Origin of the sequence: Clostridium sp. UBA6640, assembly GCF_002455975.1 — a bacterium.
GTDB lineage: Bacteria > Bacillota > Clostridia > Clostridiales > Clostridiaceae > Clostridium_J.
In genome coordinates, this window is record NZ_DKLM01000140.1 from 32,908 (window position 1) to 44,786 (window position 11,879).

Consider the following 11,879-nt stretch of genomic DNA (forward strand, 5'->3'; position numbering starts at 1 on the left):
ACTTTAAATAATGTATAATTTATAATTATAGTAAGATTATTAAAGTAAAATCTTTAATTAAAATCTAAGGAGGAAATGAATGAGAGTTATTGCTGGAAAAGCTAGAGGAAGAAAGTTATTACCACCAGAGGGAATGGGAACCAGACCAACTTTAGATAGAGTAAAAGAATCAATATTTAGTATAATACAAAATAGGGTTATAGATGCAGTGTCTATTGACATATTTTCAGGTACAGGAAGCTTAGGAATAGAAGCTGCTAGTAGAGGGGCTAAACATAGCTATTTAATAGAAAAAGGAGATATTAGTTATAATCTTTTAAAGCAGAATGTAGAAAATTTAAAATTTCAAGATATATGTACTACTTTAAAAGGAGATTGTTATCAGTATCTTGAGAAATTTGGAAAAGAGAAAAAAGTTTTTGACCTTATATTTATAGATCCACCTTATGCTAAGGAGATGATACCACCAGCAGTGGAGTTGATTTCAAAATATAATCTTCTTCAAAGAGAGGGACTTATTGTTACAAAGATAGATTCAAGTGAAATTATATACGAGGGAAATGACGAAATAATATTAATTGATAAAAGAAAGTATGGGAATACAACAGTATGTTTCTATGAGTATAAGGAGAAATAAAAATGAGAAGAGCAGTTTATCCCGGAAGCTTTGACCCTATAACTAATGGACATTTAGATATAATAAAAAGATCATCTTACGTTTTTGATGAGGTAATAGTTGCAGTATTAATAAATCCTGATAAAAAAGGTTGGTTTGAAATTGATGAAAGAGTAGCACATATACAGAAGGTTATAGCACCTTATAAAAATGTTAGAGTTAAAAGTTTTAGCGGATTATTAGTAGATTTCATGAATTCAGAAGAGGCTGATGTAATAGTTAAAGGACTTAGATCTATGTCTGACTTTGATTATGAGTTTCAAATGGCTCTTATGAATAAGAAATTAGATAAAACAAAGGAAACTGTGTTTATGATGACGAACTCTAAATATTCTTATTTAAGTTCTTCTGCCACAAAACAGGTTGCACTATTTGGAGGGTGTCTTGAAGATTTAGTTCCTGATGAAATTAAGGAAGATTTAAAGAAAAGAGCTAAAATTAAGAGGGGGGATAACAGTGGGCAAAAAGATTAACAACATTTTAGAACTTATAGATTATCTTGAACAGACAGTAAAAACTTCTAGCAATTTACTTGGAAAAGTAAGCTTAAATAAAAAAGAAGTGCTTAATATTACAAGTGAATTAAAAGCAGACTTGCCAGAACAATTTTTAGAAGCGAAGGAAATTGTTGAAGCTAGAGAACAAATATTAGATAATGCTAGAAGAGAGGCAGAGGGTATAAGAGAGGATGCAAAAAGAAGAATTCAAAGAGAACTTGAAAATTCTGATGTAATAAGAGCAGCGGAACATAAGGCAAATGAAATTCTTCAAGAAGCTAATGCTGAAGCAAGAGAAGTGAAGTTAGAAGCTAATAAATATGCTAAGGAGTTAAAAGCTAGTGTGTTAAATTATGCGGATGAAACCTTAAGCAATCTTCAGAAAGAAATAGATATTAATGGAGAAGCTATAATTATAAAAATTAACAAGGAAGTAGATGCTATGCTTAGAAATATGCATAAAGAGATTACAAGTACTACTTCTATTGTTAGAGAAAATATTAAAGATTTAGGGAATATGAAATAATGCTTATAAATTACAGCTGCAATTTATAAGCATTACTAAAACTTTTAAATATTAAAGATGTAGTAGTTTTTATTATTAATCCTTTGAAATAATTAAGACTCTATTTTTGTTACAATTAAAGGAAATAATATAACTAGTATGACTATCAAATATATTTGAGAGCTGTTTATATTATAATAGCCATTTTGTAAAAAGGTTTCTTGAGAAAAATTAAAAAGTGGTAATTTACATAATAATAAGGTTATTAAGGAGCTAATAGCACCTTGTATTGTTTTATAAAACAAATATTTTTTCATAGAAACTTTAAATTTATATACTAAAGAGTAAACCTGGGAAGTTATTGAAAGTCCGCTAAAGGTAATTAAAAAGCTTAATAAAAGCAATTTAGTATTTAAATCAATAGAAGACTTAGTTATAATACTGCAGCCATTTGTTATTTCAATCATTCCCAAAATTAGGCCTTGAATGACTTCAAAAGGAATGGTTGTAAGAGCAGATATCTTTTCTAAGGTAATGTTAAATAAAACATTGCCTTTTATTATGTTTATAATTACTGAAAAAATAACTATAAATCCACCTATAGATAGTGCATTTTTAATGGCATCTTCTATAGAGTTTTTAAAGGCTACACCTATGTTTAAATTATTGCCATACACAAATACATTTTTACTACTTGTAGAATTATTATTTTTATACCTATTAGGAAGTATTAAACCCATGGCTATACAAGAAAGAAAATTTGATAATAGCAATAAATATCCCATGTAAATATTCCCGAGCATTGCTGTCCCTACTGCTCCTATTATAAAAAGTGGACTTCCGTTAGAAGCAATATTTAAAAGCCTTTCGTAAGTTTTGAAATCTATTAAATTTCTTTCATATATATCGCTAGAATATCTAGCACCTAAAGGGTATCCACAAAAGGTGCTAATAAGTATTGCTAAGCTGCAGTTTTTTGAGAGTCCTAATGGATAAGAGATTATTTTCCCAAGTATTTTAGAGTAAATTTGAATTCCACCAAAAGAAATAATCATATTTATTAATACTAAGAATGGAAATAATGATGGAAATACAGAGTTAAAAAAAAGTTTAACACCATCTATAGTAAATCCCATACATTCTTTTGGATTAGCTATTATATAAATAATAAGTAATGATGCTAAAATAGTGAGTATAGCATTAAATCCATAGCCTTTTATAAGTTTATAAAGTATAAATAATAAAATAATTAAAAGAAAAATATACATAAGTTTCAATATTATGCAACTCCCTAAAGTATAATATACATATATAAAATATATTTATTAAAGGGACAACTTATGTGTTAATTTTAATAAATTATAAATTTACTATTTTATTTACTATTCCATCATACTGCATTTCAAGGATGCAGATAAATCTATGATTGTTTATTAATTTAGCAATCAAGCAAAAAAATCCTGAGACAAGTCAGGATTTTTTTAATGGGCTAGTTAAATAATCTTCATTATATCTATAATTTTTATTTAATAGGCTATACGCTCTAGAAGCCTGAAGTTCTAATTTCAGTGTCTCATTTAAGTTTTTAGGAAGTTTTGTATATAAAGGGATATTACTATTACTTTTTATAGATTTGAGTATGGATTTTCCTTTTTCATTAAAACCTAAAATTCTAGCATAGCTACAAGGTTCATTTCTAAGGAAGTTGGAGTCAAAATTATCAAACCCTATAAAGTACTGACAAAGTATTCTACTAATACGAGTACGGGTATACCTTTTAGATTTAATCCTTTCTATTATGTCATTATAGTTATTTCCTTCACAAAGAGAGCTATATATTTTATTATGTAATCCCTCAGAAACATCTGGAATTTTTTCTAAAGAATTTTTATCTAAGAAACTCTTATACTTAATATAAGGTAACATTGACTCATCAAAAGTAAAATTATATTCTTCACTTTGGAGTTTTTGAAGATGATTAAAAACAGAAGTTGGTACATGAGCCTTTAACTTTTCTATGGACGCTTCACTCTTTATGTATTCCCTAATAGATGTAGCACTAGAAAATACATTATTAAGAGTCATACTATTGTAAGAAGCACCTTCTCGCTTAATTGTGTAAGGCTTAATGTTACTATTTAGTTTTAATAAGCTTTTTATATATTCAATTCCAAGTATATTATTAGAAGAATTTAGTATTTCTTCTAGATTATCTATATTATAATTCTCTTTTTGTAAATAAGAAAATAAAGCTTGTGAACGAGCTTTAGGATATAAAGTACCTTTTTTTAGATTTTCTTTTAAAATAATTTTAAAATCTTCACATTCACTTTCAAGTATTTTTGAAATTTCCATAAGAATAGATATATCTCCATGTTCACTTCCAAAGCAAATACTATCAACTATAGATAAGCTGTTTAAAAGGCTTATAGCCCCAAAAGAAAAGAATTCTGCGGAAGAAGCACTATAAATAGTAGGAAGCTCAAAAACTAAATCTATTCCATTATCTAGTGCCATCTTTGTCTTATTATATTTGTCTACTATAGAGGGAATGCCTCTTTGATTAAAATTTCCACTCATTACTGCTATAAGTATATCACAACCTGTAAGTTCTTTAGTTTTATTTATATGATAAACATGACCATTATGCAATGGATTGTATTCAACTATAATTCCACATACTTTCATTATGATTTTCACCTCATATCTTATAGATCAATTAAGAATAAAATTGATAATTATGGTTTAAATTAGTTTTAATAAACTAATTTCTTTTAAATAGATTTTTGCTATCAATTCCATTGCTAGTTTTTTATAAGAAGTTATTGCGTAACTTCAAAAATAAAACAATTCAAGACTTCTCCATAATCACATTTTTAACTTGTATTATAAGATATCTTGAAAAAAATAACTAGTCATTATGTTACTATATTTTATATAGTAATTCATTAACATAATTTTAAAATATTATAACCATTATCAAATATTAGTCTTTTATCTAATAGAGAATATTTACTTATTCTTGACTAATTATTTCATTTCAAACCTATTGTATTAGTAAAGGAAGCTTTATAAGTAGCAATTTTCAGAATTATATTATGTTAATAAAATTTTCGTTTTAGGTTGAAAATTATAGTAAAAAAGGGTTATATTAATAAGGGATGTTAATGGTTTAAAACCGAAAGGAGATTTCGTGATGAGTTTTGTAGACAAAATTTGGAATTTAGCTCAAGCAGATATGAAAAAAATAGTTTTGCCAGAAGGCGAAGAGGAAAGAAATTTAAAAGCTGCTGAGTTAATTAAAAAAAATGCTATAGCAGAGGTAGTTCTAGTTGGTGCTGAAGAGAAGGTTAAAGCTAATGCTAAAACATTTGGTGTAAATATAGAAGGCATAGAGATAATAGATCCAGAGACTTCAGATAAAACATCAAAATATGCTGAAGCTTTTTATGAGCTTAGAAAAAGCAAAGGAGTAACGCTAGAAAAAGCTACTGAAGTGGTAAAAGACCCAGTATACTTTGGAACAATGATGGTTAAAATGGACGATGTAGATGGATTAGTTTCAGGAGCAGTACATAGTACAGGTGATTTATTACGTCCTGGTCTTCAAATAATAAAAACAGCTCCAGGAATAAAAGTTGTATCAAGTTTCTTCGTAATGGAAGTTCCAAACTGTGGATATGGTAAAGAGGGTACTTTATTATTTGCTGATTGTGCAGTTAATCCAAATCCTAATGCGGAAGAATTAGCTTCAATAGCAATAAGTACAGCAGATAATGCTAAAGCACTATGTGGAATAGAGCCTAAAGTTGCAATGCTTTCATTTTCAAGCATGGGAAGTGCTAAACATGAAAATGTTGACAAGGTAAGAGTAGCTACAGAGTCAGCTAGAGGTCAAAGACCAGATTTACAAATTGATGGAGAGCTACAATTAGATGCTGCTATTGTGGATAAGGTTGCTAAACAAAAGGCACCAAATAGTTCTGTAGCAGGAAATGCTAATGTTCTAGTATTCCCAGATTTACAAGCAGGAAACATAGGATATAAATTAGTTCAAAGGTTTGCAAATGCTGAAGCTATAGGACCAGTTTGTCAAGGATTTGCAAAACCTATTAACGATTTATCAAGAGGCTGTAGCGTTGATGATATAGTTAATGTTGTAGCTATAACTGCTATACAAGCTCAACAGTCTTGCAATAAGTAAAAGTTATATTATATACTAAAGGTTGTGAGCTTTTAATAAAAAATTTATTAAAAGTAATTTTAGAAGAATTACTAAATAACAAAGGTGTCATTAAAGGAGGAGTTATTAATGAAAATACTTGTAATCAATTGCGGAAGTTCTTCATTAAAGTATCAATTAATTAACATGGAAAATGAGGAAGCAATAGCACAAGGTTTAGTAGAAAGAATAGGAATAGAGGGTTCAATATTAACTCAAAAGGTTCCAGGAAGAGATAAATACATAATTCAGGTTCCAATGGAAAGTCACAAAGAGGCTATACAACACGTTATAGATAGCTTAACTGATAAAGTACATGGAGTTATATCTAACATGTCAGAAATCAATGCTGTAGGACATAGAGTTGTTCATGGCGGAGAAAAGTATGCTGAATCAGTTATCATCAATGATGAGGTTATGAGCGAATTAGAAGAGTGTGTAAAACTTGCACCACTTCACAATCCAGCAAACATAATAGGAATTAATGCATGTAAAGAATTAATGCCAAGCACACCAATGGTTGCAGTATTTGATACAGCATTCCATCAAACAATGGCAAAAGAAGCGTTTATATATCCATTACCATATGAGTTATACGAGAAGCATGGAATAAGAAAATATGGATTCCATGGAACATCTCATAAATTCGTATCTGGCCAAGTTGCTGAAATGATGGGCAAAGATATAAAAGATATAAAAATTATTACTTGTCACTTAGGAAATGGTGCTAGTTTATCAGCAGTTAAAAATGGTAAATCAGTAGATACAAGCATGGGCTTTACTCCACTTGAAGGAATAGCTATGGGAACAAGATGTGGAAACATTGACCCTGCTATAGTTACTTTCTTAATGAAAGAAGAAAATATGAGTGTTGATGAAGTGAATAACTTATTAAACAAAGAATCAGGAGTTCTAGGAATTTCAGGAGTAAGTAGTGACTTTAGAGATATAGAAGGAGCTGTTGACGAAGGAAATGAAAGAGCTAAACTTGCATTAGATGTTTATAACTATAGAGTAAGACAAATGATAGGATCTTACGCTGCAACTATGGGCGGAGTTGATGCTATTGTATTTACAGCAGGATTAGGAGAAAATTCTCCAGCTACAAGAGAAGATATATGCAAAGGCTTAGAATTCATGGGAATTAAAATTGATTCTGAGAAAAACAATGTAAGAGGAAAAGCTGTAGATGTAAGTGCTGCTGATGCTAAAGTTAAGGCTTTCGTTATACCAACTAACGAAGAATTAGTAATAGCAAGAGATACTCAAGAGTTAACTTCTAAATAGTTTTTAAATAATAATTAGCTACTGCCTTTCCTTAATATGTTTTTAAACGTATAAATAATTCTTGACTTTTAAAGTTAAAATTTATATAATAGTTTGTGTTTGAAAATAGTATAAAATCTTGAATAAACATAAGGAGGGGCGTAGTAGCTTTGCTCAAGCTATGCGATTAAATTCGCATTATGTATGATGATTTATTCATATGAGAAGAATATTTTGTAATATTTTTTCGGAGCGTTAAAAATGTTAAAAATTATGAACATTGACCTTTCAGAATTAAAAAATAAGAAACATGGAAGAAAAGAGCTTGACTTAGAGATATCTAAAGAAAGTTTTGATGACAATGGTGAAATTATAAAGTTCACTAAGCCTATAAAATTCAAAGGAATAATCAAGCTAATTGATAATATCTATGAATTAACTGGAAATGTTGAAACTGAGGTTTTATTACCTTGTTCAAGATGTAGTGAGAGCTTTTCTTATAATGTAAATATGGATATAAATGAAAAGTTATCTGATACTATTAAAGATGAAGATGGAGAAATTATCTCAATTAAGAATGATAAAATAGATATTTACCAAATAATAGAGAACAATCTTTGTGTAGAGCTTCCTGTAAAAAAACTTTGCAAGGAAGGCTGCAAAGGCCTGTGCCAACACTGTGGAACGAATCTAAATCATAATTCATGTGACTGTGAAAAAGATGATCTTGATCCGAGGTTGGCAAAGTTAAAAGAATTGTTTTCAAACACGTAAGGAGGTGTTACTATGGGAAATCCTGCGAGAAAATTTTCTAAAGCTAGAAGAGATTCAAGAAGAGCGCAAACATTCAAACTTGGTTTACCAGGAATGGTTGAATGCCCTCAGTGCCATGAAATGAAACTTGCTCACAGAGTTTGCAAGAACTGTGGACACTACAAAAATAGAGAAGTTGTTTCAACTGAGAAATAAAAAAGAAAGTCACTTGACTTTCTTTTATTTTTTATATAATATTTTTATAAATGTAAGAATAAAGTAGAATTTTTTACAAAGTTTAATATATAATATTTATAATGAGAACTTATATATAATTTTTTTTAGTTAGTAACTTATAGAAAAATTGATAAAATTAAGTGAGGGTTAAAAATGAAATTTGCAGTAGATGGAATGGGTGGAGATTTTTCACCTTCAGCGATAGTAGAAGGGTCGGTATTAGCAGTAAAAGAATATAATGATATAGAACTCATTATAACCGGTCCAGAAGAAGAGATAGCTAAAGAGTTAAGCAAATACGACTATGATAAAGAAAAGATTGCTATAGTGAATGCTACAGAGATTATAAGCCCTAATGAAGAACCTGTAAGAGCTATTAGAAGAAAAAAAGATTCTAGTATTTCTAAGGCACTACAATTAGTTAAAGAAAAAAAGGTAGATGGAATTATATCTGCTGGAAGTACAGGGGCTTTTTTAGCAGGTTGTACCCTTATAGTTGGTAGATTAAAAGGTATTGATAGACCGGCATTAGCACCAGTAATGCCAGGAATTAATGGTCCATTTATGATTATAGATGTAGGTGCAAATGCAGATTGTAAACCTCATTATTTAGTTCAATTTGCTCTAATGGGAAAAATTTATTTTGAAAATGTATTAAATACTAAAGAGCCTACTATAGGACTTATAAATATTGGTGCAGAAGAAGAAAAGGGTAATGAGCTTACTAAGAATGCTCATAAGCTCTTAAAGACTACAGGTTATAATTTTGTTGGAAATGTTGAGCCGAGAGATATTACTCAAGGCGATGTTAAGGTACTAGTATGTGATGGTTTTGTAGGAAACACGGTACTTAAAATGTATGAAGGGGTAGCTGCTAGCATATTTTCAATATTAAAAGAAAATATAATGAGTTCCTTTACAACAAAATTAGGTGGTATGCTCTTAAAACCTGTTTTTAAGAAGATTAAAAGTGATCTTGACTACACAGAATATGGTGGAGCTGCTTTTTTAGGTGTTAATGGAATTTGTGTTAAGGCTCATGGAAGTTCAAATGCAAAAGCTTTTAAAAATGCGATAAGACAAGCAAAAGTAGCATATGATAATAAAATTGTTGAAAAAATACAAGCAGAACTTGAAAATTTAGGAACAGAAAAAGAGTAAAAGAATAAAATATCATGAATAATATTATTAAATTGAAGTATATTATTAAAATATATTAAAAATCTATTGATTACTTTCAATATAACTATTAATATTTAATTGAAATGTTTTTAATTTATTAGGAGGCTGAATAATTATGTTTGAAAAAATAAGAGAGAGAATAGCAGAGCAATTAAGCATAGAGGAAGATGAGATTAAAATGGAATCGTCTTTCGTAGATGATTTAGGTGCTGATTCATTAGATATAGTTGAGTTAATAATGGCATTAGAGGAAGAATTCGATATAGAGATACCTGATGAGGATGCAGAAAAAATATCTACAGTGGGTGATGTAGTCGAATACATAAAAGCACGTGTAGAAGAATAAAATCTAAGTTCCGCTAATTGCGGGACTTTATTTTCATATAAAAGAAATAAAATCAAGGAGTTCTTTCTTGAATTTATTAATAAGGTAATAAATTGAGGAATAAACTCCTAAGAAGGAGCAAAGAAATGAAGATTAGACCTAGTACATTAGAATTGCAGAATAAATTACAATTAAACTTTGATAATTTAGGATTATTACAAATAGCAATTACCCATAGTTCTTATGCTAATCAAAAAAAAGATGTAGAGTACAACGAGAGGTTAGAGTTCTTAGGAGACTCAGTACTTCAACTTGTAATCTCTCAACATTTGTTTTCAAACAATACAAATGAAAGTGAGGGATACTTAACAAGGGTTAGATCACTAATTGTTTGTGAAAATTCTCTTTATGAAATAGCTAAAGGATGGAATTTAGGCTCTTATATAACCATGAGTAAGGGCGAAGAAATGACTGGTGGAAGAACTAGAGTATCTATTTTAGCAGATGCTGTAGAAGCTATAATTGCTGCTATTTATTTAGATAAAGGTTTAGAATATGTAAGAGAATTCATATTAACTAATTTTAAAAATATAATCTATAAGGCTTTAAAAAATCAAATAATTATTGATTATAAAACGAAACTTCAAGAAATTCTTCAGAAAAATGGAGAAGTGTCTATAATTTATAATCTAATTAAATATGAAGGTCCTCCACATAGAAGATTATTTTATGTTGAAGTTTTAATAAATGGTATATCTAAAGGTAGTGGGGTAGGTTATAGCAAGAAAGAAGCAGAGCAAAATGCTGCCAGGGAAGTGCTTTTAACTAAGGAGGAAATATATGAATAAACTTCATTACATAATCCCAATATTTGTACCACATGAAGGATGTCCTCATACCTGTGTATTTTGTAATCAAGATAGCATTACAGGAAGTTGCTTTAAAATTAATGGAGAATTTGTAGAAAATACTATAAAAGAATATCTAAAAACTATAGATAGAGAAAGTTCAGTTGTAGAAGTATCTTTTTTTGGGGGGACTTTTACAGCTATAGATATAAATAAACAAAATGAGCTGCTTTCCGTAGCAAAGAATTATAAAGATTGTAATAAGATAGATTATATAAGGTTATCAACAAGGCCGGATTACATAGATGACAAGATATTAGCTAATCTTAAAGAACATTCTGCTGATATAATAGAATTAGGAGTACAATCACTTGATGATGAGGTTTTAATAAAATCTGGAAGAGGACATAGTTCTGATGATGTAGTAAAAGCATCAAAGCTAATTAAAAAATATGGATTTACTTTAGGGCATCAAATTATGTTGGGATTACCTGGGGATAATAGGGAAAAGGATATATTAACTACTCAAAAAAGTATAGCGATGAAACCAGATATATGCAGAATCTATCCATCGCTGGTGATAAAAAATACACCTATGGAAACTTTATTAGAAAGAGGAGAGTATCAGCCTTATGATTTAGAAGAGGCAGTTGAAATTAGCAAGATAATATATGGGATGTATGTAGGAAGTGGTATTAAGGTTATAAGAATAGGACTTCAGCCTACAGAAGAGATAAATTATGGTAAGGAAATAGTGGAAGGTCCATTTCATCCTGCTTTTAGAGAACTAGTAGAAAGTTCTATATATCAAGAATTAATAGTAGAATATTTTAAAAGTCATAGTGATGTTGAAAGTATTTCTATAAATCCTAAAGATATATCAAAGCTTTATGCTAATAAGAAAAAATATTTTAATGAGGCTTTAAAAATATTAGGGTTGAAAAAACTAAAAATTAATCAAGATATATCAGTAAAAAGGGGAGAATTAAGATTTAATCTAAAGGAAAATGCTGAGGAAATAACTTTAGAAAATTATTTGAGAAGAAAATTTGCTATATAGAGCTAAATATTAATTTATTGTTCCTGGATTTAAATATCATTTAGAAATGGAATTTTAAACTCTTGATATTGCTAGATTTCAAAAAATGAAGTTTTGTAAATCAAGGGTTTTTTAATATTTTATGTTATAAATATCAAAATTTTTAAGATAAATAATAGCTAATCAGTAGTCTAACTCATTTTTTATCATGTTGGCTAGTTATTATAATGGTCTTGTTAATAGATCCTTATAAAGATTATTTAATATAAAATTAAAATAATTTTAACTGATTGACAATTGGTAATGAATAAATGACAATTAGGAATGAG

At 28.9% G+C, this 11,879-nt stretch carries 13 protein-coding genes; 11 read left to right on the forward strand and 2 right to left on the reverse strand.

Features of this window, described 5'->3' with window-relative positions:
• Nucleotides 1–79: 79 nt before the first annotated feature.
• Genes rsmD through B2W91_RS15615 form a run of 3 tightly spaced genes read left to right on the forward strand, consistent with a single transcriptional unit; the run spans nt 80 to nt 1,699 of the window.
• Nucleotides 80–637, forward strand: a complete 558-nt coding sequence (gene rsmD / locus B2W91_RS15605) for a 16S rRNA (guanine(966)-N(2))-methyltransferase RsmD (RefSeq protein WP_291582601.1) — start codon at nt 80–82, stop codon at nt 635–637.
• Nucleotides 638–639: 2 nt separating this feature from the next.
• Nucleotides 640–1,149 carry a pantetheine-phosphate adenylyltransferase gene (gene coaD, locus B2W91_RS15610; RefSeq protein WP_291582602.1) on the forward strand — a complete coding sequence of 170 codons (510 nt, stop codon included), beginning with the start codon at nt 640–642 and terminating at the stop codon, nt 1,147–1,149.
• The gene (locus tag B2W91_RS15615) at nt 1,133–1,699 is read left to right on the forward strand and encodes a hypothetical protein (RefSeq protein WP_291582603.1); all 567 of its coding nucleotides are present in this window, start codon (nt 1,133–1,135) and stop codon (nt 1,697–1,699) included. Before coaD ends, B2W91_RS15615 begins: the two co-directional genes overlap by 17 nt.
• Nucleotides 1,700–1,791: 92 nt before the next feature.
• On the opposite strand, the gene ylbJ is transcribed toward B2W91_RS15615, so the two are convergent.
• Both ylbJ and B2W91_RS15625 read right to left on the reverse strand, forming a co-directional pair.
• A complete protein-coding gene (gene ylbJ / locus B2W91_RS15620; protein WP_291582624.1) occupies nt 1,792–2,946 on the reverse strand; it encodes a sporulation integral membrane protein YlbJ in 1,155 nt (384 codons plus the stop codon).
• Between the two features lie 202 nt (nt 2,947–3,148).
• Nucleotides 3,149–4,366 carry a nucleotidyltransferase gene (locus tag B2W91_RS15625; protein WP_291582605.1) on the reverse strand — a complete coding sequence of 406 codons (1,218 nt, stop codon included), beginning with the start codon at nt 4,364–4,366 and terminating at the stop codon, nt 3,149–3,151.
• A gap of 508 nt (nt 4,367–4,874) precedes the next feature.
• Here B2W91_RS15625 and pta point away from each other — a divergent pair.
• The 8 genes from pta (at nt 4,875) to B2W91_RS15665 (ending at nt 11,571) form a co-directional block, all read left to right on the forward strand.
• Nucleotides 4,875–5,882 (forward strand): phosphate acetyltransferase, encoded by a 1,008-nt coding sequence (gene pta, locus B2W91_RS15630; protein WP_291582607.1) that lies wholly within the window; start codon nt 4,875–4,877, stop codon nt 5,880–5,882.
• 108 nt (nt 5,883–5,990) lie between these two features.
• Entirely contained in the window at nt 5,991–7,187 is a 1,197-nt protein-coding gene (locus B2W91_RS15635) for an acetate/propionate family kinase (RefSeq protein ID WP_291582609.1), read from the forward strand.
• Between the two features lie 240 nt (nt 7,188–7,427).
• A complete protein-coding gene (locus tag B2W91_RS15640) occupies nt 7,428–7,940 on the forward strand; it encodes a YceD family protein (protein ID WP_291582611.1) in 513 nt (170 codons plus the stop codon).
• A 12-nt stretch (nt 7,941–7,952) separates the two neighbouring features.
• Nucleotides 7,953–8,135 (forward strand): 50S ribosomal protein L32, encoded by a 183-nt coding sequence (rpmF, locus tag B2W91_RS15645; protein ID WP_291582613.1) that lies wholly within the window; start codon nt 7,953–7,955, stop codon nt 8,133–8,135.
• A gap of 174 nt (nt 8,136–8,309) precedes the next feature.
• Nucleotides 8,310–9,317 (forward strand): phosphate acyltransferase PlsX, encoded by a 1,008-nt coding sequence (gene plsX, locus B2W91_RS15650; RefSeq protein ID WP_291582614.1) that lies wholly within the window; start codon nt 8,310–8,312, stop codon nt 9,315–9,317.
• A 133-nt stretch (nt 9,318–9,450) separates the two neighbouring features.
• Nucleotides 9,451–9,684, forward strand: a complete 234-nt coding sequence (gene acpP, locus B2W91_RS15655; RefSeq protein ID WP_291582626.1) for an acyl carrier protein — start codon at nt 9,451–9,453, stop codon at nt 9,682–9,684.
• A 125-nt stretch (nt 9,685–9,809) separates the two neighbouring features.
• On the forward strand, nt 9,810–10,511 hold the full coding sequence (gene rnc, locus B2W91_RS15660; RefSeq protein WP_291582617.1) for a ribonuclease III: 702 nt from the start codon (nt 9,810–9,812) through the stop codon (nt 10,509–10,511).
• On the forward strand, nt 10,504–11,571 hold the full coding sequence (locus B2W91_RS15665; RefSeq protein WP_291582619.1) for an elongator complex protein 3: 1,068 nt from the start codon (nt 10,504–10,506) through the stop codon (nt 11,569–11,571). The genes rnc and B2W91_RS15665 overlap by 8 nt, the downstream gene beginning before the upstream one ends.
• Nucleotides 11,572–11,879 lie beyond the last annotated feature (308 nt).